The organism is Rahnella sp. PAMC25559 (assembly GCF_050632365.1).
Lineage (GTDB): Bacteria > Pseudomonadota > Gammaproteobacteria > Enterobacterales > Enterobacteriaceae > Rahnella > Rahnella rivi.
Genome location: NZ_CP192543.1, coordinates 250,228 through 273,883, shown reverse-complemented (window position 1 = coordinate 273,883; position 23,656 = coordinate 250,228). Strand labels below are relative to the sequence as shown.

At 56.7% G+C, this 23,656-nt stretch carries 25 protein-coding genes; 7 read left to right on the top strand and 18 right to left on the bottom strand.

Annotated elements, in window-relative coordinates; translation table 11 throughout:
• Positions 1–52 precede the first annotated feature (52 nt).
• The gene (locus ACQZQY_RS02540; protein ID WP_122096314.1) at positions 53–931 is read right to left on the bottom strand and encodes a U32 family peptidase; all 879 of its coding nucleotides are present in this window, start codon (positions 929–931) and stop codon (positions 53–55) included.
• Between the two features lie 14 nt (positions 932–945).
• Positions 946–1,941, bottom strand: a complete 996-nt coding sequence (gene ubiU / locus ACQZQY_RS02535) for a ubiquinone anaerobic biosynthesis protein UbiU (protein ID WP_431297147.1) — start codon at positions 1,939–1,941, stop codon at positions 946–948.
• A gap of 303 nt (positions 1,942–2,244) precedes the next feature.
• Here ubiU and ubiT point away from each other — a divergent pair, with 303 nt between their 5' ends.
• Both ubiT and ACQZQY_RS02525 read left to right on the top strand, forming a co-directional pair.
• Positions 2,245–2,766, top strand: coding sequence for a ubiquinone anaerobic biosynthesis accessory factor UbiT (gene ubiT, locus ACQZQY_RS02530; protein ID WP_056782423.1), 522 nt, complete (start codon positions 2,245–2,247; stop codon positions 2,764–2,766).
• Positions 2,760–3,263 carry a GNAT family N-acetyltransferase gene (locus tag ACQZQY_RS02525; RefSeq protein ID WP_056782422.1) on the top strand — a complete coding sequence of 168 codons (504 nt, stop codon included), beginning with the start codon at positions 2,760–2,762 and terminating at the stop codon, positions 3,261–3,263. Before ubiT ends, ACQZQY_RS02525 begins: the two co-directional genes overlap by 7 nt.
• 27 nt (positions 3,264–3,290) lie before the next feature.
• Here the strand turns inward: ACQZQY_RS02525 and ACQZQY_RS02520 are convergent, their stop codons facing one another.
• Positions 3,291–3,605, bottom strand: coding sequence for a GIY-YIG nuclease family protein (locus ACQZQY_RS02520; protein WP_122096269.1), 315 nt, complete (start codon positions 3,603–3,605; stop codon positions 3,291–3,293).
• A gap of 116 nt (positions 3,606–3,721) precedes the next feature.
• Between ACQZQY_RS02520 and ACQZQY_RS02515 the strand changes: the two genes are divergently transcribed.
• Positions 3,722–4,174 (top strand): YhbP family protein, encoded by a 453-nt coding sequence (locus ACQZQY_RS02515; RefSeq protein WP_431296572.1) that lies wholly within the window; start codon positions 3,722–3,724, stop codon positions 4,172–4,174.
• A 97-nt stretch (positions 4,175–4,271) separates the two neighbouring features.
• Complete coding sequence (locus ACQZQY_RS02510; RefSeq protein WP_056782419.1) at positions 4,272–4,913, top strand: hypothetical protein; 642 nt, start codon at positions 4,272–4,274, stop codon at positions 4,911–4,913.
• Between the two features lie 98 nt (positions 4,914–5,011).
• On the opposite strand, the gene ACQZQY_RS02505 is transcribed toward ACQZQY_RS02510, so the two are convergent.
• From ACQZQY_RS02505 to phnF, 10 genes are read right to left on the bottom strand one after another with little or no spacing between them, the layout of a single operon-like run.
• Positions 5,012–5,650, bottom strand: a complete 639-nt coding sequence (locus tag ACQZQY_RS02505; protein WP_056782418.1) for an acetyltransferase — start codon at positions 5,648–5,650, stop codon at positions 5,012–5,014.
• Between the two features lie 8 nt (positions 5,651–5,658).
• On the bottom strand, positions 5,659–6,234 hold the full coding sequence (gene phnN / locus ACQZQY_RS02500) for a ribose 1,5-bisphosphokinase (RefSeq protein ID WP_431296571.1): 576 nt from the start codon (positions 6,232–6,234) through the stop codon (positions 5,659–5,661).
• An 11-nt stretch (positions 6,235–6,245) separates the two neighbouring features.
• On the bottom strand, positions 6,246–7,382 hold the full coding sequence (gene phnM / locus ACQZQY_RS02495) for an alpha-D-ribose 1-methylphosphonate 5-triphosphate diphosphatase (RefSeq protein WP_056782416.1): 1,137 nt from the start codon (positions 7,380–7,382) through the stop codon (positions 6,246–6,248).
• The gene (phnL, locus tag ACQZQY_RS02490; protein ID WP_056782415.1) at positions 7,379–8,086 is read right to left on the bottom strand and encodes a phosphonate C-P lyase system protein PhnL; all 708 of its coding nucleotides are present in this window, start codon (positions 8,084–8,086) and stop codon (positions 7,379–7,381) included. Before phnL ends, phnM begins: the two co-directional genes overlap by 4 nt.
• Before the next feature lie 28 nt (positions 8,087–8,114).
• Positions 8,115–8,906 carry a phosphonate C-P lyase system protein PhnK gene (phnK, locus tag ACQZQY_RS02485; RefSeq protein ID WP_056782414.1) on the bottom strand — a complete coding sequence of 264 codons (792 nt, stop codon included), beginning with the start codon at positions 8,904–8,906 and terminating at the stop codon, positions 8,115–8,117.
• Entirely contained in the window at positions 8,906–9,781 is an 876-nt protein-coding gene (locus ACQZQY_RS02480) for an alpha-D-ribose 1-methylphosphonate 5-phosphate C-P-lyase PhnJ (RefSeq protein WP_122096265.1), read from the bottom strand. Before ACQZQY_RS02480 ends, phnK begins: the two co-directional genes overlap by 1 nt.
• The gene (locus tag ACQZQY_RS02475) at positions 9,771–10,853 is read right to left on the bottom strand and encodes a carbon-phosphorus lyase complex subunit PhnI (protein WP_431296570.1); all 1,083 of its coding nucleotides are present in this window, start codon (positions 10,851–10,853) and stop codon (positions 9,771–9,773) included. Before ACQZQY_RS02475 ends, ACQZQY_RS02480 begins: the two co-directional genes overlap by 11 nt.
• Positions 10,853–11,434, bottom strand: a complete 582-nt coding sequence (gene phnH / locus ACQZQY_RS02470) for a phosphonate C-P lyase system protein PhnH (protein WP_122096264.1) — start codon at positions 11,432–11,434, stop codon at positions 10,853–10,855. Before phnH ends, ACQZQY_RS02475 begins: the two co-directional genes overlap by 1 nt.
• A gap of 3 nt (positions 11,435–11,437) precedes the next feature.
• Positions 11,438–11,881: a phosphonate C-P lyase system protein PhnG gene (gene phnG, locus ACQZQY_RS02465; protein ID WP_056782410.1), complete on the bottom strand. Its 444-nt coding sequence runs from the start codon at positions 11,879–11,881 to the stop codon at positions 11,438–11,440.
• A complete protein-coding gene (phnF, locus tag ACQZQY_RS02460; protein ID WP_183850053.1) occupies positions 11,882–12,607 on the bottom strand; it encodes a phosphonate metabolism transcriptional regulator PhnF in 726 nt (241 codons plus the stop codon).
• A gap of 267 nt (positions 12,608–12,874) precedes the next feature.
• On the opposite strand from phnF, the gene ACQZQY_RS02455 reads away from it, so the two are divergent.
• Positions 12,875–13,036: a type II toxin-antitoxin system CcdA family antitoxin gene (locus ACQZQY_RS02455; protein ID WP_431296569.1), complete on the top strand. Its 162-nt coding sequence runs from the start codon at positions 12,875–12,877 to the stop codon at positions 13,034–13,036.
• On the top strand, positions 13,036–13,350 hold the full coding sequence (locus ACQZQY_RS02450) for a CcdB family protein (protein ID WP_431296568.1): 315 nt from the start codon (positions 13,036–13,038) through the stop codon (positions 13,348–13,350). The genes ACQZQY_RS02455 and ACQZQY_RS02450 overlap by 1 nt, the downstream gene beginning before the upstream one ends.
• A gap of 39 nt (positions 13,351–13,389) precedes the next feature.
• On the opposite strand, the gene nrdG is transcribed toward ACQZQY_RS02450, so the two are convergent.
• From nrdG to treR, 5 genes are all read right to left on the bottom strand, one after another.
• A complete protein-coding gene (nrdG, locus tag ACQZQY_RS02445; protein WP_431296567.1) occupies positions 13,390–13,854 on the bottom strand; it encodes an anaerobic ribonucleoside-triphosphate reductase-activating protein in 465 nt (154 codons plus the stop codon).
• Between the two features lie 4 nt (positions 13,855–13,858).
• Positions 13,859–15,997 (bottom strand): anaerobic ribonucleoside-triphosphate reductase, encoded by a 2,139-nt coding sequence (nrdD, locus tag ACQZQY_RS02440; protein ID WP_431297146.1) that lies wholly within the window; start codon positions 15,995–15,997, stop codon positions 13,859–13,861.
• A 343-nt stretch (positions 15,998–16,340) separates the two neighbouring features.
• Positions 16,341–17,984: an alpha,alpha-phosphotrehalase gene (gene treC / locus ACQZQY_RS02435; RefSeq protein ID WP_431296566.1), complete on the bottom strand. Its 1,644-nt coding sequence runs from the start codon at positions 17,982–17,984 to the stop codon at positions 16,341–16,343.
• Positions 17,985–18,006: 22 nt separating this feature from the next.
• Positions 18,007–19,425 (bottom strand): PTS trehalose transporter subunit IIBC, encoded by a 1,419-nt coding sequence (gene treB, locus ACQZQY_RS02430; protein ID WP_390973327.1) that lies wholly within the window; start codon positions 19,423–19,425, stop codon positions 18,007–18,009.
• 139 nt (positions 19,426–19,564) lie between these two features.
• Positions 19,565–20,515, bottom strand: coding sequence for a trehalose operon repressor TreR (treR, locus tag ACQZQY_RS02425; protein ID WP_431296565.1), 951 nt, complete (start codon positions 20,513–20,515; stop codon positions 19,565–19,567).
• Positions 20,516–20,861: 346 nt separating this feature from the next.
• Here treR and mgtA point away from each other — a divergent pair, with 346 nt between their 5' ends.
• The gene (gene mgtA, locus ACQZQY_RS02420) at positions 20,862–23,564 is read left to right on the top strand and encodes a magnesium-translocating P-type ATPase (protein ID WP_431296564.1); all 2,703 of its coding nucleotides are present in this window, start codon (positions 20,862–20,864) and stop codon (positions 23,562–23,564) included.
• Positions 23,565–23,656: the final 92 nt, after the last annotated feature.

Sequence of the window (23,656 nt, the reverse complement as noted above, 5' to 3'; positions counted from 1 at the left end):
AAGGGATATCGCCGCAAAGCCATATCCCTTTTCTTTTCCGCACGGGCTGAAATTACTGGCGCAGCTCCAGTCCGGCGACGCGCTGCCAGTAACCGTTACAGTCAGCCTTATCGGTCAGCGTCAGCGGCGCTAATCCGTGCTCATTGCGGCGAAACGCCTCCAGCGTGGCAAGTGCTTCGCTGCTTTCCGGCGACAGCCTGACGATATCCACCAGCCCCTGCATCGAGGTCAGTTCATTACCGAGATTGTAACAATAGCCACTTTGCGTCTGAATACCGTTGAGCACGAACACCTGCTGATTTTCCTGTGACAGCACCTTGCGGCCCTGCGGATACCCGATGCAGCAGGTTTCGCACTCATCCTTGGCTTTGTTCTCTGAGCGCGCGGTAAAACAGCGTGCCGAATAAGCCAGCGGCAGATGCCCGTAAGACAGCACTTCCACTTCAAACTTATCGCGAATACCCAGATCCTGACACTGGTTCAGCAGGTTCGCCAGCCAGTCGCGGGAAAGCTCAACCGGCATACACCAGCGCACCATACCTTGTTTTTGCAGGATTTTTAGCGTGACGGCGTTATAGCAGTTCAGCGCATGGCCAACCACAAACGGCAGATTGCGCTCAGCAGCCATATTCACTGCGCCAAAATCGTTGGCTTCCAGCAGAAACTCGCCGTTCTCGACATAGCGTTTCAGCTCATTGAGTTCAGACGGTGCCTGCAACAGGGCCAGCGTGGAGATCACCACCTGTTTGCCGGTCGCTGCCAGCTGGCGCGCGACCTCCAGCCAGTCGTTAACCTTCATTTCACGGCGTTTGGTACAGACATTTTCACCCAGATAAATGATGTCTGCGCTGCTTGCGGCGGCGGCCTGATAAAACTCTTCCACCTGCGCTTTCGGCCAGTAATAAAGGATGGCGCCTAAAGAATATTTCATCATTGTCTCTTCGGTTACTGCCATTTGCGGTGATAGGCACCGAGCGTCGTTTGTGTCCCTTCAGACATTGCGCCCAGCGTGTTCATCCAGGCGGCATCGGTTGTAAAGTGCGCCGGATCGGCCATGCAACGGTCTATTGCTGCACGCCAGACGCGGGCGACCTGGCTGACGTAGGCCGGGCTGCGCTGCCTGCCTTCAATTTTCACCGAGGCAATATTGGCGGCGAACAGCTCGGGCAGTAATTCCAGCGTATTCAGGCTGGTTGGCTCTTCCAGTGCATGATATTTCGCGCCATCCACCAGATAACGGCCTTTGCACAGCGTCGGATAACCGGCGTTTTCGCCTTCCTCGTAACGATCTATCATCACATCGTTCAGGCGTGATTCCATGCCCTGCGCGGTTTGCTGCCAGCGCACGAACCGCGCCGGAGAACAGGCTCCGACGGTATTGGGTGATTCACCGGTCAGGTAGGAAGACAGATAGCAGCGGCCTTCGGCCATAATGCACAGGCTGCCGAAGGCGAACACTTCCAGCGGCACCACCGACGTGCGCGAGAGCTGACGCACCTGATGCATGGAAAGTACGCGCGGTAACACCACGCGGGCGACGTCGAAGTTACGTTTATAGAAACGGATCGCTTCATCGTTGGTGGCCGAAGCCTGCACCGAAACATGGCGCTCGACGTGAGGATATTTATTGGCCGCGTAATCCAGCATGGCGATATCGGCGAGGATCAGCGCATTCGCGCCGAGTTGCGCGGCCATATCCACGGCGCGCTCCCAGCGCTGATACCCGTCCGGATGTGCAAACGTATTGATGGCGATGTGCAGTTTACGTTGGCGGCTGTGCACGTAACTGACCGCTTCCTGGAGTTTTTTATCTGTGAAATTCAGACCCGCAAAATGGCGCGCGTTGGTGTCGTCTTTCAGGCCGATATAAACCGCATCGGCCCCGTTATCGATCGCCGCTTTCAGCGCAGGTAAATTCCCTGCCGGACAAAGTAGCTCCATGATCATTCCTTGCTGCAACCGGACAGCGTAGCTGAAGGGTTGATAGTGATGAAAAGCGATATGCCGACGTAATTCATTCATCAGCGAGGGCTTCGGTTGGCGAACTATTTTAGAGAAGCTATAGATGCAATATTTTGATTTGAGGCAGTTTCTGCGGTATTGAGCGGTGAGTTAGGGCCGGGGAGGTTGTACGTGAGGTTTTTCTGTAGCAGTATTTATTGATGCAGGCCGCTGAATGAGTCTGGCGATGTGGCAAAATAGACTGACGTGTTGCCCAAAAAGTTACCGAAAGGAGTAGTGCGAGTGTTGCAAAAACTACGTGCACGTATAGTTCGTCAGGGGCCATCCCTGTTAAGTGTGCCTTTAAAATTCACCCCTTTCGCCGTGTCGCGTCAGGTTTTGCAGCAGGTGTTGAGCTGGCAGTTACGTCAGGCACTGGCCGACGGCGAACTGGATTTTCTGGAAAGCCGCTGGTTAAAAATTGAGGTTTCCGATCTCAACCTGAGCTGGCAGATGTCCGTCAGCGAAGGCAAACTGATCGTCCGCGAACAAGGCGAAGCCGACGTCAGTTTCAGCGGTCAAGCCAACGATCTGATCCTGATCGCGGCGCGTAAGGAAGATCCGGATACGCTGTTCTTCCAGCGTCGTCTGCGCATTGAAGGTGACACTGAACTCGGTCTGAACGTGAAGAATCTGATGGATTCTATCGACCTTGATACGATGCCTGCACTGCTGAAAAACGGTCTGCTGCGTCTGGCCGACTTTGTTGAAGCAGGTCTGCAAGAGGGCCGTGAGCCACAAGCTCCGGTAGCTGAACCATGTTAATTCGAACTGAAATTCCTGTAGATGCGGCGGGCATAGACCGCCTGTTGCGCTCTGCGTTTCCGACCGGTGCTGAAGCCGATTTAGTCCAGGAACTGCGCGAAGACGGCCTGCTGACGCTGGGCGTTGTGGCAACGGATGATGAAGGTGGTGTCGTGGGTTACGTTGCGTTTTGCCCGGTCGATATTCAGGGTGAAGATCGTAACTGGGTGGGGCTGGCTCCGCTGGCGGTAGAAGCCTCACTGCGCAAGCAGGGGCTGGGGCAAAAACTGGTGTACGAAGGGTTAGATTCCCTCAACGAGTTTGGCTATGCCGCTGTGGTGGTATTAGGTGAACCGGCATATTACCGCCGTTTTGGCTTCAAACCCGCCGCGCCACACGACCTGCATTGCCGCTGGCCGGGCACGCAGGATGCTTTCCAGTTGTTTACCCTGTCAGACGATGCGCTCACTCATGCCAGCGGAGAAGTGGTTTTCCCGGCGGCATTTAACCGTTTCTGATTTCCAGCGGGCCTGTCATCAGGCCCGTCAGCACTCTTCCTGAACACCGCTCTCCGGCAAGCCAAAATACCTTTCCAGACACGGCGGCGCATTTTTTACCAGTAACTCCTTTTGCGCCTTGCTGAGCTTCTTCACTCTGATTTCCAGCTTCGATGCCAGCGAACGGTTGCCCGCAGGGCAATGGAACGCCAGCCGTAACTCGCCTTTTCCCCGCAGCGCTTTCGCCCCTTTTCCGGACTGATGCTCCGCCAGACGCCGCGTCACGTCGGTGGTGATCCCGGTGTACAGCACGCCGGTCGGGGTTCTCAACATATACAAATACCAGTTTGGTGGTGCTGACATAGGCTCAAGGCGTTTAATAAAGTTTGCGTAAGTTTACCCGAAGCGCACAAAGGAGTGACGTAAAACCTGTTGGCAGCGCGTTACACTGTGCGCAAAGAATGGAAAGGGCACCGTTGATGAATAATCCCGACGATCTGAAACACATCCTGAAGTTTCTCAATAAAAACCACGTTCTGGCGCTGTGCGCCGCCGCCGATGGCGACATGTGGAGCGCCAACTGTTTTTACGTCACCGATTCAGAAAGCCTGTCGCTGTATTTCATGACTGAAATGAAAACGCTGCACGGCATGCTGATGGCGAAATCGCCGCAGGTGGTCGGCACCATCGCGCCGCATCCGAAAACCATCGCCCTGATCCAGGGGATTCAGTTTCGCGCAGAGGCCACGCTGCTCAGTGGTGAAGAAGAGGGGCGCGCGCGCCATCTTTATTGCACGCATTTTCCCGTGGCCGTGGCGATGAAAGCGCCGGTGTGGCGGCTTAAACTCAATTACATCAAGATGACCGACAACACGCTCGGCTTTGGGAAAAAGCTGCTGTGGGATCGGGGGATGTCTGACATTCATCCGTAACAGGATATGTCTTATAGCGCTGCATTAACGATCAGGTAACACTTAAAAATCTGCTGATAAAAGCTATCTGAAACGCCGATGTTTAAAAGGAAGTGATATGGCAAAAGTTCTTCTTCTTGGTGGGAGTGGTCTGGTGGGGCGAGAGCTTCTGCGCCTGCTCCAGCTGGATCCGCGCGTCAGCCGCATTGTTGCGCCGAGCCGCCGTCCTTTGCCGCCGGGCAGTAAAGTGGTCAATCCGCTGGGAGCCAATCTGACCTCACTGGTGGTCGCGCTGGATGAACCCATCGATTTGCTGTTCTGTTGTCTTGGCACCACCCGCAAACAGGCTGGCAGTGCGGCGGCCTTCCGGGCCGTCGATTACGACCTGGTTGTCGACAGCGCCAAAGCCGCACGGGAACTGGGCGCACGCCATTGTCTTACCGTCAGTGCCCACGGTGCCGATGCGCGTTCGCGTTTTTTATATAACCGGACCAAAGGCGAAATGGAACAGGCGCTGATGCAACAGGGATGGCCGTTGCTGACGCTGGTCAGACCGTCTTTGCTGGTGGGAAAACGCCATCCGCCGCGCCTGCTGGAACAACTGAGTGCGCCGTTGTTTAAATTATTGCCGGGAAAACTGAAAGCCATTGATGCCGATATCGTGGCCAGAGCGTTGCAGGAGCAGGCATTCAATGCCGGGCTGGGCGGAATAACGGTGCTGGAATCCGATCAGATTGCCGCCAGTATTGAAGATCTTTAATCCGCGTGATCCGCTCAGGCGGATCCTTGTGATAAGGTACCAGGCAAAAAACGTGAATTTTCTGCCTGTCTGACCTGACGCTTCCTCCCGGTCGATCTTTACAGATATTTTTCCGCAAATACCGCCAGATCCCTGAAGTCCGGCATCCTTTCTTTTAGCGTTTCATGATCCCAGTTCCACCACTGACTTTTTTCGATCCTGTCGATCATCTTATCGTCAAAGCGCATGCCAATCTTCTTCGCCGGTACACCCGCGACAATGGAATAAGGCTCGACGTCTTTGGTGACCACTGCCGACGTGCCGATCACCGCGCCATTGCCGACGTTCACGCCCGGCATCAGCACCGCGTTATGGCCGATCCACACATCATTGCCCACGGTGACGTGATGCTCACGCCGCCAGTCGAAAAAGGCCTGATCGTCTTCACCCAACCCATACACCGAACTGCGGTAGGTGAAATGGTGCTGCGCCACACGCTGATAGGTCGGGTGATTGCCGGGATTGATCCGCACATACGTGGCGATCGACACAAACTTGCCGATCGTCGCGTAGAAGATCTGGTTATTTCCGGCGGTGTAAGAGTAATCGCCGATCTGCGTTTCTTCGATGATCGCGTTATCCGCGATGTGCACATAGTGCCCGAGCTGCGATCCGTTCAGCTCAACCTGCTGACCAATTTGAGGCCGGGAAAAATCGTGTTCATCAGCCAGCGAAAAGGGAGAAATGATGTCTGTCATAGGATCCTTCATCGTAACGTCACGGGATAAGCCGGGGCACTGACCGGCAGCGAAAGCACCGCCAGCAGATGCTGTAATGTTTCCTGTAATGCGCCGTCATTGTTCAGCAGATGGCATTCGGCGGGCAGCGCGCTGGCATACTCTCTGGCGCGCTGAAGCCGACAGGCAATCTGCGCCGCATCTTCGCGTCCGCGTTCAGTAAGACGTGCGGCCAGCACCTCGTCTGAAACCTGCAAACACACCGGCAGCAGCCGCTTGCCATAACGCTGACGGGCGATGTCCAGATGCGCGCGTGAGCCGTTGACCACCACATGACAGCCCAGTTGCATCCAGCTGTCGATTTCAATGCCCACGCCATAGCGGCACTGGTGTGCATGCCATTCAAGGGCAAATAAACCGAGCTGGCGGCGCTGAGAAAACTCGGTTTCACTCAGCGCAATGTGGTTCTCCGCGCCCGCATCGGCAGGGCGCGTAATGTAGCGGTGCGCCACGGCGACATCAGTGGGTAAATGCTGGCGCAACGCGTCAAGAAGACTGTCTTTGCCTGAACCCGACGCGCCCATCAGATAGAGTAAACGACTCATCCTTTCTCCCCTCAGAACACCTGAATGCCCTGACGCCAGACGTTTTGAACGTAGTGATGTTCGCCGTGCGCGCGTGCCAGCACCAGGTCCGCGCGTTTGCCCTCGGCAATTTCCCCACGATCCTGCAAGCCCAGCGCATTAGCCGGATTACGCGTCACCAGCTTCACTGCCTGCGGCAGGCTGAAGGCATTATTCTCATCCGTCGCGATGCGAAAGACCGCGTCGAGCAGGCTGGCGGGATAGTAGTCGGAGGAGAGAATATCCAGCAGGCCGAGCGAGGCCAGCTGGTGCGCCGCGACGTTGCCGGAATGCGAGCCGCCACGCACGATATTGGGTGCCCCCATCAGCACCTGCAACCCGTTAGCATGAGAAGCACGCGCCGCTTCTTCGGTGGTCGGAAATTCAGCGATCACGCTGCCGAGCGCCAGCGATTCTTCGACATGTGCAGCGGTGGCATCATCGTGGCTGGCCAGTGAAATCCTGCGCTCACGGCAGTGTGCAGCAATGGCTTCACGGTTTGGCTGCGCCCAGCGGCGCGACAGGGCGATTTGCTCTTCCTGATAGTCGTCCATCTGCTCATCGTTAAGGTTGTATTTGCCCTGATAATATTCGCGATATTTCTGCGGCGTGGCGAACTGGCGCTGGCCCGGCGAATGGTCCATCAGCGACACCAGCGACAGCACTGACGTGTCCATCAGCTTCTCGAACAGCGGCAACGTGGTTTCATGCGGCAGTTCGCAGCGCAGATGCAGACGGTGTTCGGCGCGGTTCAGCCCGGCGTTCTGGCTGTTCACAATCGCGTCGATCATTTTTTGCAGATTCTCCAGACGATGCCCGCCGTCGCGCACATCCCCAACCGCCACGGCATCCAGCACCGTGGTGATACCGCTGGCGACCATCAGCGCATCGTGGCTGCTCATTGCGGAATGTGCCGGCCAGTCAACTTTCGGGCGCGGCGTGAAAAATTTGTCCAGATTATCGGTGTGCAGCTCGATAAAACCGGGCATCAGCCAGCCGCCCTGCGCATCCAGCGCCTGCGGTAACTGACTGCGGGTGTCAGCGAAGGCGCTGATCACGCCGTTTTGCATCTCAAGGGATCCTTCAACAACCTGATCGTCGAGCACCAGTCTGACGTTATTAATGATCATGCGGACATCTCCGGAGCCGTTTCCGGGCTCATTTCATATAAACGATCGGCAACGCGTTCGCGTACATCCGCATCATGGAAAATCCCGACCACCGCCGCGCCTCGTGCTTTGGCCTGTTCAATCAGCGTGACGACTGCCGCGCGGTTGGTGGCGTCCAGCGAAGCCGTCGGCTCGTCGAGCAACAGCACCGGATAATCGACCACAAAACCGCGGGCGATGTTCACGCGCTGTTGTTCGCCGCCGGAAAACGTCGAAGGCGCGAGGTGCCACAGCCGTTCCGGTACGTTCAGATGGCGCAGCAAGGCGCTGGCGCGGGCTTCGCTTTGGGCTTTATCCACGCCCAGTTCCAGCAGCGGCTGCATCACCAGATTCAGTGCGCTGATGCGTGGGATAACCCGCAGAAACTGGCTGACCCAGCCGACCGTATGGCGGCGAACCGCCAGGATCTGCCGCGCTTCGGCGCTGACCATGTCAATCTGCTGGCCCTGATGTTCCACCCAGATTTTGCCGCTGTCCGGCAGATAGTTGCCGTATAAAGAGCGCAAAAGGGTAGATTTCCCGCTGCCGGAATGGCCGTGCAGCACCACGCATTCCCCGGCATTTACTGTCAGGCTGGCGTTGCTGAATACCGGCAATCTGGCGCTGTTCTGGTTATGCAGAACAAACGTTTTACTGAGATTTTCGACCCTGAGCTTCGTCGTCATTTTGGTCACTCTTTCTCTTAAATAAGGTTCAGGACAGCACGGAAGAAACGAGCAGCTGCGTATAAGGATGATGCGGATCGTCGAGCACGCGGTCGGTTAATCCACTTTCCACCACCTGACCCTGCTTCATCACCAGCAGACGGTGCGCAAGCAGGCGGGCGACGCCCAGATCGTGGGTGACAATCACCACCGCCAGCTGCATTTCCACCACCAGCGTGCGCAGCAGATCCAGCAGACGCGCCTGCACGGACACGTCGAGTCCGCCGGTCGGTTCGTCCATAAACACCAGACGCGGATGCGTCACCAGATTGCGGGCAATTTGCAGACGTTGCTGCATGCCGCCGGAAAACGTGGTCGGCAGGTCATCAATGCGCGACACCGGAATTTCGACATCCTCCAGCCACTGACCGGCTTTCTTGCGGATATCGCCGTAATGACGTTCGCCCACGGCCATCAGACGTTCGCCGATGTTGCCCCCGGCAGACACCTGACGGCGTAAACCGTCCATCGGATGCTGATGCACCACGCCCCAGTCGGTGCGCAGCAAACGGCGGCGGTCGCTTTCGGCCATGTCATACAACGACTGTGCGGCAACCTGACCGTTGTTGTAGATGACCTGTCCTTGCTGTGGCGCGAGGCGGGCAGAAATCGACTGCAACAGCGTGGTTTTACCCGAGCCGGATTCACCGACAATGCCCAGCACTTCGCCCGGATACAGATTGAACGACACATCGCTGAAGCCTTTGCCCGGCGCATAAAGGTGGGTCAGGTTATTCACCGACAACAGGGGTTCGGCGGCGAGATTTAAGGGAGTGGTCATCAGCGGTTACCCTCGTTGGAAGCCTGTTGCTCAACCTGCTGAGCACAAAAATCGGTGTCGGAGCACACGAACATGCGGTTGCCCTGATCGTCGAGCACCACTTCATCGAGATAACTGTGGCGCGAGCCGCAGAGGGCGCAGGGTTCATCCCATTGCTGGACGGTGAACGGATGATCGTCGAAGTCCAGACTTTCCACTTTGGTGAACGGTGGCAGGGCGTAAATGCGTTTTTCACGGCCGGCACCGAACAGTTGCAAGGCGGGCATCATGTTCATTTTCGGGTTATCGAATTTTGGGATCGGCGACGGATCCATCACGTAGCGGTCATTCACTTTTACCGGATAGGCGTAGGTGGTGGCGATATGGCCGAAGCGCGCGATGTCCTCGTAAAGTTTCACCTGCATCACGCCGTACTCTTCCAGCGCGTGCATTTTTCGGGTTTCCGTTTCACGCGGTTCGATAAAGCGCAGCGGCTCCGGGATCGGCACCTGAAAAATCAGGATCTGATCTTCCTGCAACGGCGTCTCCGGGATGCGGTGACGGGTCTGGATCAGGCTGGCTTCCACGGTTTTCTCGGTGGTTTTCACCCCCGCGACACTCTGGAAGAATTTGCGGATCGACACGGCATTGGTGGTGTCGTCGGCGCCCTGGTCGATCACTTTCAGCACATCGTTTTCACCGATCACGCTGGCGGTCAGCTGGATCCCGCCGGTGCCCCAGCCGTAAGGCATCGGCATTTCGCGTCCGGCGAACGGCACCTGATAACCGGGGATCGCCACGGCTTTGAGGATCCCACGGCGGATCATGCGTTTGGTCTGTTCATCGAGATAACCGTGGTTGTAGCCGGTCAGTGTGCGGGCGGTATTATTGTTCATTGGCAGGATCCTGTTCTTTCGCGGCGCGCAGGCGTTTTAGCAACTCCAGTTCGGCCTGGAAATCGACGTAATGCGGCAGTTTGAGGTGCGAAACAAAACCGGCGGCTTCGACGTTATCGGCGTGCGACAACACGAATTCTTCGTCCTGCGCCGGGCTGCTGATCTGCTCGTTGTATTCACGGGTTTGCAGTGCGCGATCCACCAGCGACATCGACATCGCCTTGCGCTCGGCACGGCCAAACACCAGCCCGTATCCACGGGTAAAGTGTGGCGGTTTGTCTTCGGGGGCGACAAAACCGTTCACCATCTCGCATTCGGTCAGCAGGATTTCGCCGATATCAATGGCAAAACCCAGCTCCTCCGGCACAATGTCGACGGTCAGCCAGCCGGTGCGGATTTCTCCGGCAAACGGATGCGTGCGACCGTAACCGCGCTGGGTGGAATAGCTCAGCGACAGCAGAAAACCTTCGTCGCCGCGCACCAGTTGTTGCAGACGCGCCGCGCGGGATGCCGGAAATACCGGCGGCGTGCGGGTAATATCTTCCGGCTCACTTCCGTCGTCTTCTTCACGAACGGCCAGCTGTTGCTGTGTCAGCAAATCAAATACGTGCCCGCAGTCTTCCGGCTGCGGTTCATCGGCAACCGGGGTAAACGGCGCTTCGCCTTCGGCCAGCAGGGCAAAATCCAGCAGACGGTGGGTGTAATCGTAGGTCGGCCCGAGCACCTGGCCGCCTGGCAGATCTTTGTAGATGGCGGAAATGCGGCGTTCAAGGCGCATCGCCTGAGTGTTCAGCGGCTCGCTGGTCGCCAGACGCGGCAACGTGGTGCGGTAAGCGCGCAGCAGGAAAATCGCTTCAACCAGATCACCGCCGGACTGTTTGATCGCCAGCGCCGCCAGCTCGCGGTCGTAGATCCCGCCTTCGCTCATCACACGGTCAACCGCCAGCCCCAGCTGTTGTTCAATCTGATCACAGCCCAGTTCATTCACATCGGCGTTGCCACGGCGTTCATGCGCCAGCAACTGATGGGCGGCGGCAATCGCCTTCTCACCCCCTTTAACGGCGACGTACATCAGCACACCTCCACGCGCGTGGTGCGCGGTATGGCAATCAATTCTTCGCCGCAGGTGAACATAAAGTCCAGGCCCAGCGGGAAGCGGTGAGGGCGGTTGAGCAGATAATCGCGGACGGAATCGGGCAACTGCGGCGTGATCATCCGGCTGCTTTCGATGCCCGGCCCGCTCAGCCGCAGCGGCGTGCCGCCGGTGAGACTTTCCAGCTGAACAATCACGCTGGTCGCCAGCTCCGGTGACATTTCATCCCCGCACGGGAAAGCCAGCAGGGTGGCGCTGTCGAGCGCCGGATCGGCCAGCGCAAAACTGACGGCAGACGCATTGTCGGTCAGCACGGCACCGGTATGAAAACGCAGGTTTTTACGCAGGATTTCATCGTTGAGCGACGCGCTCAGCCACAGCGGCGTGTCTTTATCGATAAGTGTCAGTAGCACGCAGGCGCTGGCAGAGCCCAGTGCGCCGAAACCGGGCATGGCGGGCAACTGCACGCTGACGCCGGGCTCGCTTAACGCCTTGAGAATACGACGAAAGCTGTACTGCGCATCGGCAACGGGATGTTGAAAACTGGCAACAAGTGACATGAATTATTCTCCGCGAACCAGGGTAAAGAAATCGACGCGGCTGGAAGCCACTTCACGGGCGCGTTGCTGACGGCGCTCCTGTTGCAGCGCAGCCAGCGGGGCAATCACACGTTTATGCAGCAGTTCGTCCATGCCCTGCATTTGCAGTAAGGCGTCGATGACCGCGCACAGTTCGGCGTGCGGTTTATTGCGCCCGCTGACGTAGCTGTAGCCATAGACGCCGCCATCTAACTGAATGACCGCGCGGGTGATGGTCATGTCGCCCATCACGAAACGTTTTCCGGTGCCGCCCATGCGGCCCTGAAGCTGCGTCAGGCCGGTTTCGGCAGCGCGGATGCGTTCAAACTGCGGTGATAAATTTAACGTTTGCCAGTGCGCGAGCAGTTCGTCGGGGCGGCTGTGAGCCAGCACCGACATCCAGCGCTGGCGGGTTTGCAGGTGATCCATTCAGTGCTCCATGGTCAGTTCGATCATGTCGGCGCGCGTCAGGCTGACGGAGTATTCCGCCACCGTGTCGCTGCCTTCACGAATGTTCAGGGTGCGCACACACAGCAGCGGTGCCTGCGGTACGATTTCGAGTAATTTGCTCTCTTTCGCCAGCGCGCGGCGGGCATTGATCCGGGTGGTGCGGCGGCTGAGTTTTTGCTTAATTTCTTCGCGGATAAAATCGTGCAGCGAGCCGCTGTGGAAGTTTTGCAGCGCAGGCCACCAGTCGAGATCCGGCAGGTAGTGGTCAATCACGCAGACCGGCACACCGTTAACGCGGCGCAGTGTGCGCAAATGAATAATCGTGTCGCCTTCCTGGCGGGACAGCGCCGCCGCGACGTGATCGGTCGCCGGACGCAGCACCGCCAGCAGACGTTCGCTGGTCGGGTGACTGCCCTGATCCAGCAGGTTCTGGCTGAACCGCGCCTGCGAGTGCAGCGGATAATCGTAAGGCCGCATCAGCACCAGCGTGCCAATGCCCTGACGGCGTTGCAGCCAGCCGCGATCCACCAGCTCATCCACCGCACGACGCAGCGTGTGGCGGTTCACCTGAAAACGTTCGGCAAGCTGTTGTTCCGGCGGCAGATAATCACCGCAGCGGTAACCGTTACGCAGTTCCTGTTCCAGTTCGGCAGCGATTTGCTGATACACCGTGGTGTGACTGGTCGGATGTCTAGATAAGTTCATCACAATGAATACCTCGCACGGGATAAACGGGCTATGGCAGGGGAAGTATGAAAGCGGTCTGAAAGGGTCATGATGCAAACCTCAGTGTGGCGTTGGCATCATGTTGGCGGAGCTTAATGACAGTTGGGTGAAGGTCTGATTGCAGGGAAATGAAGAGTTGGAAGGCGCCTCGCAGGAATTAACAGTGGTGATTTACGGGATAAACCGTACAAATTACACTCTGGTTGTCGGGTCGGTTTTCAATCACTATTTACATAAGGACTGTGTATGTCTGAAGTACTAATTACGGAATTCAATGAGTTATCTGTTCCTCTACAGCCCGAAACGCCTGCGGAAAAATGGCGGCGCGAGAACCAAAAAGGAATTGAGGCGATAAATAAATACGCTGAAGAATATGGTTCGTTTTCTGACTATCAGCGTGCATTTTGATGAATCAATACGCTGTTTATGAAAACAGAGGTAGTGGAAAGGTTGCTTATCCATTTTTGCTGAATATTCATCATTCGTCTGCCAGCGGATTCGGCAATACGGTAATGGTTCCTCTGGTTCCCCTGGCAAGATTGATCGACTTCCCGCCTAAGAAGCTTTGCCCGCTGCTAAATATTGAGCATCATCATTATGTGGCAATGACGCATATGCTGGGTGGCGTTAAGTCACGAGAAATTGGCGATCAGGTCAGGCAGCTCGATGGCGAAATCTATGAAGTGAAAAATGCTTTTGATTTTTTACTGAATGGAATTTGAATCAGAGAAGAGGGGAATGATTTCCCCTCTGAATGAAATCTAACGTAAGTAATGGATCACCTGATTGCCGCTGCCTCGCCAGATAAGTGACGGGTCTTTCAGTTCCTGCACGAATTTCCCGTCGACCAGTACGTTGATTAATGCCGTCACTTCCTGCTGTTCAGCGCTCAGTTCACCCAGCGTATAACCGGTCCACATCCACACGTCTTTACCCGGACATTCTGCCTGCACGCGCAATAATAACTGGCGCACGGCGGAAAGATTCTGCGGATGCAGCGGGTCGCCGCCGGAGAGCGTCAGCCCCTGACGTGGGATGACGGTGTTTTGCAGGTCGGCGATGATGCGGTCTTCGTCTTCCTGCGTAAAGGGTTTGCCGGAATCCAGCCGCCAGGTGCTTTTGTTATAGCACCCGCGGCATTCGTGGACGCAGCCGGAAACGAACAGCACGCAGCGCGTTCCCGGCCCGTTGACGACGTCTATCGGGTAATACTGATGGAATTTCAACGCATTAACCCAGCTGGCCGTTACCCAGATGTTTAATCCGGCGCTTCACTTCTTCCTGCTTACCGGCGTTAAACGGACGGGCATCCGGGCTGCCGAGATAACCGCATACGCGGCGGGTGACTGACACGCGGGAAGGTTCATGGTTGCCACATTTCGGGCAGGTGAAACCTTTGCTGGTACATTCGAATTCGCCGGTGTAGCCACAGTCGTAGCACTCATCGATGGGCGTGTTGGTGCCGTAATACGGCACGCGGGTGTAGCTGTAATCCCACACGTCTTCCAGCGCTTTCAGGTTGTGCTGCAGGTTCGGGTATTCGCCATAGCAGATGAAACCACCGTTGCTCAGTGGCGGATACGGCGCTTCGAAGTCGAGTTTTTCGTACGGATTCACTTTCTTCTCGACGTCCAGATGGAAGCTGTTGGTGTAATACCCTTTATCAGTGACCCCGGCCACCAGCCCGAACTCGGCTGTATCCAGACGGCAGAAGCGGTCGCACAGGTTTTCGCTCGGCGTGCTGTACAGGCTGAAACCGTAGCCGGTTTCATCTTTCCAGCTCTCGGTGGCGGCTTTCAGTCGGGCAACAATCGCCTCGGCTTTTTCGCGCAACTGGCTGGCGTCGAAGACATGAGTCTCGTCACCGAACAGCGCGTTGATGGTTTCATGCACGCCGATGTAGCCCAGTGAAATCGATGCGCGGCCATTTTTGAAGATACCGGAGATATCGTCGTCGGCTTTCAGACGCACGCCGCACGCCCCTTCCATGTACAGGATCGGCGCCACGCGGGCTTTGATGCCTTCGAGGCGGGCGATGCGCGTCATCAGCGCTTTTTTCGCCAGCAGCAGACGCTCGTCGAGCAGTGCCCAGAACGCGGTTTCGTCGCGTTTCGCTTCCAGCGCGATGCGCGGCAGGTTCAGGCTAATTACGCCGATATTGTTGCGGCCTTCGTGGATCATCTCGCCATTTTCTTCATAAACGCCCAGGAAACTGCGGCAGCCCATCGGCGTTTTGAAGGATCCGGTGACTTTCACCACCTGATCGTAATTGAGGATATCCGGATACATGCGCTTGCTGGCGCATTCCAGCGCCAGTTGCTTGATGTCGTAATTGGCGTCACCGGCTTTATGATTCAGGCCGTCGCGGATGGCAAAGACCAGTTTCGGGAACACGGCGGTTTTGCGGTTTTTGCCAAGCCCCGCAATGCGGTTACGCAAAATGGATTGCTGGATCAGGCGGGATTCCCACGTCGTACCCAGCCCGAAACCGAAGGTAACAAAAGGCGTCTGACCGTTGGCGGTGTGCAGTGTGTTGACTTCATATTCCAGCGACTGGAAGGCGTCATAACACTCTTTCTCGGTGCGGTTGTGGGCAAAGGCTTCGACATCGGCAATCTGCCACTCTTCGGCGGTCTGGCGATGTTTGTTGAAGCTGGCGGTGACGAACGGTGCCAGCACTTCATCAATACGGTTAATGGTGGTGCCGCCGTAAATGTGGCTGGCGACCTGCGCGATAATCTGCGCTGTGACGGCGGTGGCGGTAGAAATCGACTTAGGCGTATCAATTTCCGCATTGCCCATTTTGAAACCGTGATTCAGCATGCCTTTCAGGTCAATCAGCATGCAGTTAAACATCGGGAAGAACGGCGAGTAATCGAGGTCATGATAGTGGATTTCGCCGCGCTCGTGCGCCAGCACCACTTCACGCGGTAAAATATGTTGTTTGGCGTAGTGCTTCGCCACAATGCCGGCCAGCAGATCGCGCTGGGTCGGGATGACTTTGCTGTCTTTGTTGGCGTTCTCGTTGAGCAGCGCCATATTGCTTTGCTCAACCAGACCGCGGATTTCCTGGTTCAGACGCCCGCGCATTTCACGTTTCACGTCGCGGTCGTGGCGGTATTCAATGTAAGCACGCGCCAGTTTTTTGTACGGCCCCGCCATCAGCTGGTTTTCAACCGCATCCTGAATTTCGTGGATATCGACGCGTGCCTGCTCTTGCAGATTTTCAGCAACAACGCGGGCGACCTGTTCGCAATAACCAATGCTGTCGATACCGGCAGCCGCCGCCGCGCGTTGCACCGCTTGTTTGATCAGAACTTCATCGAAAGGGACCTGACAACCATCCCGCTTAATCACGATGGGTTGCATTTTCTTCGTATTAGCGGGAACGGATTCCAGTCTGTCTGCCTTCACAATGACACTCCTTTTTTGCGCATCCCGCGCCCCACAAGGCCTGAAGGCCTGTTGTGTGGGTTTTACAGGTAAACGCTATATATTGGGTTGGGTGTGTACTATACACACTAGATGTAGGATTCGCGCGAGCGTTAATTCTCGTTTTATTGACCTGAAACAAAGAATTTTTTCAGCGGAAGAATTGATGACCAAATGTAAATTCTGGCCTCATTTTTGCCTGTTGTTTTTTAAGGAGATGCATAAAAAACAAACGGGTCAGCCACGCGTGTGACTGACCCGACAGAACAGAAAATTCAGACTATATGGCGAGTTGCCAGAGGCATTCGTAAGGACGAAGGATGCCGGAAGTGGCGGAGGTGTCGTAATTACTCAGCAGCGTTTCGCCGGTGCATTCCGTGAGATCCAGCGCCTGATCCTGCGCGCTCAGGTTGGCCACCACGCGCAGGGTTTTACCGCCTGCGGTACGCGTATAGCACCAGAGTTGCGGATGCTCCGGCAGCAAGTCCTGATAATCGCCGTCCGTCAGCACCGGCAAAGTTTTGCGCAGGCCGATCAGTTGCTGATAGAGATAAAACACCGAGTTTTTATCCGCCAGCGCCTGTTCGGTATTAATTTCCTGCGCGTTGTGGCTGACGGAAATCCACGGCGTGCCGGTGGTGAATCCGGCCTGTTCTCCGGCGTTCCACTGCATCGGCGTGCGGCTGTTATCCCGCGATTTCTTCGCCAGAATGCGCAGCAGTTCTTCGTTGCTGCGCCCGTCAGACTTCAGCTCGGCAAACATATTCAGGCTTTCCACATCGCGGTATTGCTCGAGATGTTTAAAGCCCGGATTGGTCATGCCGATTTCTTCGCCCTGATAAATATACGGCGTGCCCTGCAACCCGTGCAGCACCATCGCCAGCATTTTGGCGGACGTCGTGCGCAGTGCGCCTTCATCGCCAAAGCGCGACACGATGCGCGGCTGATCGTGGTTACACCAGAACAGCGCATTCCAGGCGTGGCCGTGCATTCCCTGCTGCCATTCTCGGAAAATCTGCTTGAGCTGGATGAAATCCGGCGGCGCGTCGGTCCACTTCTCGCCGTTCGGGTAATCAACTTTCAGGTGATGGAAGTTAAAGGTCATCGACAGTTCACTGCCGTCGTTGGCGGCGTAACGGCGGCAATGTTCGAGCTGAGTGGAAGACATTTCGCCGACCGTCATCAGCCCGAGCGGTTTGAACACGTCGCGGCTGAATTCCTGCAGGAACTCATGAATGCGCGGTCCGTCAGTATAAAAACGGCGGCCATCACCTGCGTCGTCAGCGGGGAAATCCTGCTGTTTCGAGACCAGATTAATCACGTCCAGCCGCAGTCCGTCGACGCCTTTATCCGCCCAGAAATGACAGACTTTTTTCAGTGCCTCGCGCACCGGCGGGTATTCCCAGTTGAGATCGGCCTGTTCGGTCGCGAACAGGTGCAGATAATACTGGCCGCTGTTTTCATGCCACTGCCAGGCGCCGCCACCGAATTTGGAGCGCCAGTTGTTCGGCGGCCCGCCTTCGGCAGCGCCGTCGCGCCAGACATAGAACGGGCGGAAGGTGCTGCCCGGATCCTGCGACTGGCGGAACCATTCGTGGTGGGTCGAGGTGTGGTTAAACACCATGTCCATCACGATGCGCATTCCGCGCTGATGTGCCTCTGCGGTCAGCCGCTCGAAATCTTCCAGCGTGCCGTAAGCCGGGTCAATCGCGCAGTAATCGGCCACGTCGTAGCCATTATCAATTTGCGGCGAGAGGTACATCGGCGTCAGCCACAGGGCATCAACGCCCAGCGTTTTCAGGTAATCCAGACGCCGGGTGATGCCGTTGATATCACCGGTGCCGCTGCCCGTGGTGTCCTGAAAACTCTTTGGGTAAATCTGGTAAATCACGCCGTTTTTCCACCACGGCAATTCGCTATTCATTCCATTTTCCTTCTTGAAAGTCTTACACCACTGCCAGTTCGCCACGGCGGGCTTTACGCTGATAAACCAGCACGGTCAGGATAATTGGCACCACAATCGCCACCAGCATCGCCAGTCCATAGATGCTCCAGAACTGCGGTTTAATGGACAAAATGCCCGGCAACCCGCCGACGCCAATGCCATTGGCCGTGACGTGGAACAGGCCGCAGATAAGGCCAGCTAAGGCCGAGCCGATCATCGCGCACAGCATCGGGAAGCGGTATTTCAGGTTGATGCCGTACATCGCCGGTTCGGTGACGCCAAGGAAGGCGGAAATCGCCGCAGGCACGGAAATCTCACGCTCGTTATGTTTACGGCTGACGATAATCACGCCGACGACCGCAGCCGCTTGCGCAATGTTGGAGAGGGCGATCAGCGGCCAGACCGGGGTGCCGCCGGTGCTTTGCACCATCTGCATGTCGATGGCGAGCGTCGTCTGATGCACGCCGGTAATGACCAGCGGTGCGTAGAGGAAACCAAAGAGCGCGGCACCGACTGGTGCGAGGCTGCCGGTCATGACGAATTTCACCGCGAAGGCCACGCCGTCGCCGATCATGCGGCCAAACGGCCCGATCAGCGTGTGCGCCAGGAACACGGCAATAATCAGTGAAGTGACGGGCACAATCACCAGATACAGGTAATTCGGGATGATGCGCTTGAGGCCATTTTCGATCATCGCCAGCGCCATACCGGCGAGAACGGAAGGAATCACCTGCGCCTGATAACCGACTTTTTCGATGGTGAACCAGCCGAAATTCCACACTTCAGGAATTTGCTGCCCGAGGTTGTAGGAGTTCATTAACTGCGGCGACACCAGCGTGATGCCGAGCACGATACCGAGGATTTCCGTCCCGCCCATTTTTTTGACCGTCGACCAGCAGACCGCCACCGGCAGGAACATAAACACCGCTTCGCCGAGCAGCCACAGGAAGTCATAAATCGACTGCCACAGCGGATGCATCTGCGCCAGCGTCTGGCCGCCGCTCATCGGGATTTCACCGATAACGTTGCGGAAACCGAGGATCAAACCGCCGCTGATCAGCGCCGGTAACAGCGGGAAGAAGATTTCCGCGAAGTGGGAAATGCTGCGTTCAAACCAGCTCATATTCTGGCGGGCGGCGACCTTCGCCTGTTCTTTTCCGGCCGCACTTTTCCCGGTGCTGGCGATCAGGACTTTATAGTAATCATCCACTTCCGGCCCGATCACCACCTGGAACTGACCGGCGTTGGTGAAGCAACCTTTCACCATCGGCAGGGCTTCGAGGCCTTTCGGGTCGGCTTTGGACGGATCATTGAGGACAAAACGAAGACGCGTAATGCAGTGAGTCACCATCGCGATATTGTCGCTGCCGCCAACGAGGGCGATCAGCTGATCAACATCCTGTTGCTTAACTTTGCTCATGAGATGTGGCCTGTGATGTAGCGTAAGGGTGTAGGGTAGGGTTCAAGCATAGCGAAGGCGGTGGGAACTTGTCCGGGAACGTTCCCGGTTTTGCCGGGACGATCACAAAGTTTCTGTTTTTATCAGGCGGGAAGGCCGGTCAGGCGGAGAGTTTTCCGGGAATAATCAGCTGCTGCACGGTCGCGGAACCGCCAAGCTGAGCCAGCAGTTGCGTTGCCGCCGCTTCACCGCCCGCGCCGTAACCGAGTTCCACCGAATAAGATTCAGGGAACAGGAAGTGCAGCAGCGGGTTGTTGCCGATCCCGCAGACCTGCACGTCGCGGATTTGCTGCTGTTGCAGGTATTTTTGTGCCCCAATGGCGATAGTGTCCGAGGCACATACCACGGCCTGAATGTCATTTTCCAGCAGCTGCGGGATCAGGTCGAAGCCGCTCTGATAGGTGAGTTCGCCCAGCGCCACGTGCGGCGTCAGACCGTGCGCCTGACAAAATGCCTGATAGGCCGCGCTGCGCCGCTGGCCGGTGGTGGTGTCTTGCGGGGAGACGCCGATAAAGCCGATCCGGCGCAGGCTCTGTGCCAGCAACTTTTGCATCAAAAGGTGTACGGCGCCGGCATCGTCATAACAGACAGAGGACAGCCCCGGCATATCGCGCGCCAGTATCACCATTTTATCCTGCCACGGCGTCAGCATCTGCGCGGATAAGCCGGTGAAACCAAACAGCACCACGCCGTCGATGTTGCGCTGTTTGAGCACCTGCAAATGTTCTTTAACGCGTTCGGCGCTGAACTGACTTTCGAGCACGATCGGATCGTAACCCTGCTGATAAAACAGCGGCAGCATGGCGCGCACCGCCAGGTTTTCTGACGGCGAATCGAGACGCGACACGATGATCGCCACAATTTTATCACTGAACCCGCGCATGGCCCGCGCCGATTTCGACGGGCTGAAATGCTGCTGTTCAATCACCTGTAATACCCGTTCACGGGTTTGCGGGCTGACGTTGCCTTCGTTATTTAAAACGCGGGAAACCGTGGATTTTCCGACGCCGCTCAGGCGGGCAATATCATTAATAGTCAGGCGATTTTGCATGGTGATTTTTTTAGCTAAAAATGCTCAGGTTTAAAAACGGTTGTAGTTGGTGAGCGTATGATCCGCTCAAATATCGACGCTTCGCAATATCGAATCGATACCCTAACGGATTTTCCTGCCTGATGCGTATGAATTTCCAGACCGTTCCTTACCGGAGGTGAAAACCCATGGAACCCGACCCCAATTCAGTAGGTCCGTTGTGATCCGGTAAGCACCCGCATTTTCGCTGCTGCTTGCCGTGACGTTACCTGGCAGGCAGTGGTGCACGTCTTTTCGTTCGCCCTGTTTTTAACAACCCTTTTGCCACGCTCATGGCGGCTTCGCCGTGGGTGCAACAAAGGTGCGAATGATGTTCAAAAATCTCACTTCCCGGCTGCTCAATGCGCTCAGCCGTAATTTACCGCGCCGTTTAGTCCGCCGCGATCCGATGCTGGAAAACGTGTCAGCCCGTGCGTCGCAGGCGATCCCTGCGGCGATGTCCGCCCATTGTCAGGCCTGTGCCCGCGCAACGGAAGAGCAGCTCTACCTGCAATTTGCCAGCCATCCGGAAGGGCTGACCGCGCAGGAGGCCGAGGCTATCCGCGACGTTTCCGGCCTCAATCAGACCGGCGATCAGCAACCTGCGCCGTGGTGGCTGCACCTGTGGCACTGCTACCGCAATCCGTTCAACCTGCTGCTGACCGTGCTCGGGCTGGTGTCTTACGCCACCGACGATCTGACGGCAGCGCTGGTGATCGGCGCGATGGTGTTTATTTCCACCTTCATGCATTTCATTCAGGAAGCCCGCTCCAATAAAGCCGCCGATGCGCTGAAAGCCATGGTCAGCAACACCGCTACGGTGCTGCGCAGTGACGCGCAAACCGGGCGCAGTGAAACGGTGGAAATCGCGATCAGCCAGCTGGTGCCGGGCGATCTGATCAAGCTTTCTGCGGGGGATATGATCCCGGCAGATTTGCGTATTCTCTCCGCCAAAGATTTGTTTATCAGCCAGGCAGCGCTGACCGGTGAATCCCTGCCGGTGGAAAAACATGCCTGCGAGAAAACCCCGGTTGCCGCCGATCCGCTCGAACTGAACACCCTGTGCTTTATGGGCACCAACGTGGTCAGCGGCACGGCGATTGCGATGGTGATTGCCACCGGCAGCAAAACCTGGTTCGGCCAGCTCGCCGAGCGCGTGGTGCAGGAAGACACCCAGCCTAACGCCTTCCAGGCCGGGATCAGCAAAGTCAGCTGGCTGCTGATCCGCTTTATGATGGTGATGACGCCGGTGGTGCTGGTGATCAACGGCTACACCAAAGGCGACTGGTGGGAAGCGGCGCTGTTTGCGCTTTCGGTGGCGGTCGGCCTGACGCCGGAAATGCTGCCGATGATTGTCACCTCGACGCTGGCGAAAGGCGCGGTCAAACTCTCGCGCCAGAAAGTGATCGTCAAACGTCTGGACGCCATCCAGAACTTCGGCGCAATGGACATTCTCTGCACCGATAAAACCGGCACGCTGACGCAGGATAAAATCGTGCTCGAGCGCCACACCGACGTGCTCGGCGTGACCAGCGACGACGTGCTGCATCTGGCGTGGCTGAACAGCCATTATCAGACCGGCCTGAAAAATCTGCTGGACGTGGCGGTGCTGGACGCCGGCGATCCACATCAGGGCCACAGCTCGCTGAAAGTGGACGAAATTCCGTTCGATTTCGACCGCCGCCGTATGTCTGTGGTGGTGGCTGAAAACGACCAGAATCACCGCCTGATCTGCAAAGGCGCGCTGGAAGAGATGCTGTCGATTTGTACTCTGGTGCAGCTCAACGGTGAGATTGTGCCGCTGACCGATGTGCTGCTGGCGCGCATCCGCCGCATTACGGATGACCTCAATCAGCAGGGGCTGCGCGTGGTCGCCGTGGCACATAAAGTGATGCCTGCCCGCACGCAGGGTTACGCGGTGCCGGATGAATCCAGCCTGATTCTCGCCGGTTACATTGCGTTCCTCGATCCGCCAAAAGAGAGCACCGCACCGGCGCTGGACGCCCTGCAACGTAAAGGCGTGACGGTGAAAATCCTCACCGGCGATAACCCGCTGGTAGCACGCAAAGTCTGCAAAGATGTCGGTTTACAGGCCGATAACGTGGTGATCGGCAGCGATATCGATGTTCTTGATGATGCAGAGCTTCTGCGCGTTGCCCGCGAAACCACGGTGTTTGCCAAACTGACGCCGATGCATAAAGAACGCATTGTGCGCGTGCTGCGCGGCGAAGGGCACGTGGTCGGATTTATGGGCGACGGCATTAACGATGCCCCGGCGCTGCGTGCGGCGGATATCGGGATTTCCGTGGATTCCGCGGTGGATATCGCCAAAGAGGCGGCTGATATTATTCTGCTGGAAAAAAGCCTGATGGTGCTTGAGCAGGGCGTGACGGAAGGGCGCAGAACTTTCGCCAACATGCTGAAATACATCAAAATGACCGCCAGTTCCAACTTCGGTAACGTGTTCAGCGTGCTGGTGGCCAGCGCCTTCCTGCCGTTCCTGCCGATGTTGCCGCTGCATCTGCTGATTCAGAACCTGATTTACGATGTGTCACAGGTGGCGATCCCGTTTGATAACGTGGACGAAGAACAGCTGGCTAAGCCACAGCGCTGGAACGCCGGGGATATTGGCCGCTTTATGGTGTTCTTCGGTCCGATCAGCTCCGTATTCGACATCCTGACCTTCAGTCTGATGTGGTGGGTGTTTAAAGCCAATACGGTGGAAGCGCAGACGCTGTTCCAGTCCGGCTGGTTCATCGAAGGGTTGCTGTCGCAGACGCTGATTGTGCATATGATCCGCACCCGCAAAGTGCCGTTTATTCAGAGCCGCGCTTCCTGGCCGCTGTGCATCATGACGCTGATGGTGGTGGTCACCGGTATCGCGCTGATCTACTCGCCGGTCGCCGGGTTCCTGCAATTGCAGGCGCTGCCGCTGAGTTACTTCCCGTGGCTTATCGCGATTCTGGCGGGCTACATGGTGCTGACGCAGTGCGTGAAAGGCTGGTTCGTGCGCCGTTACGGCTGGCAATAATCGCAGCGCATTCATCATAAAGGCGGTGATTGTTAACGCAGTCACCGCTTTTTTTTTATCCAGAGACTATAGTTATTCCTTTAGATTCAGCG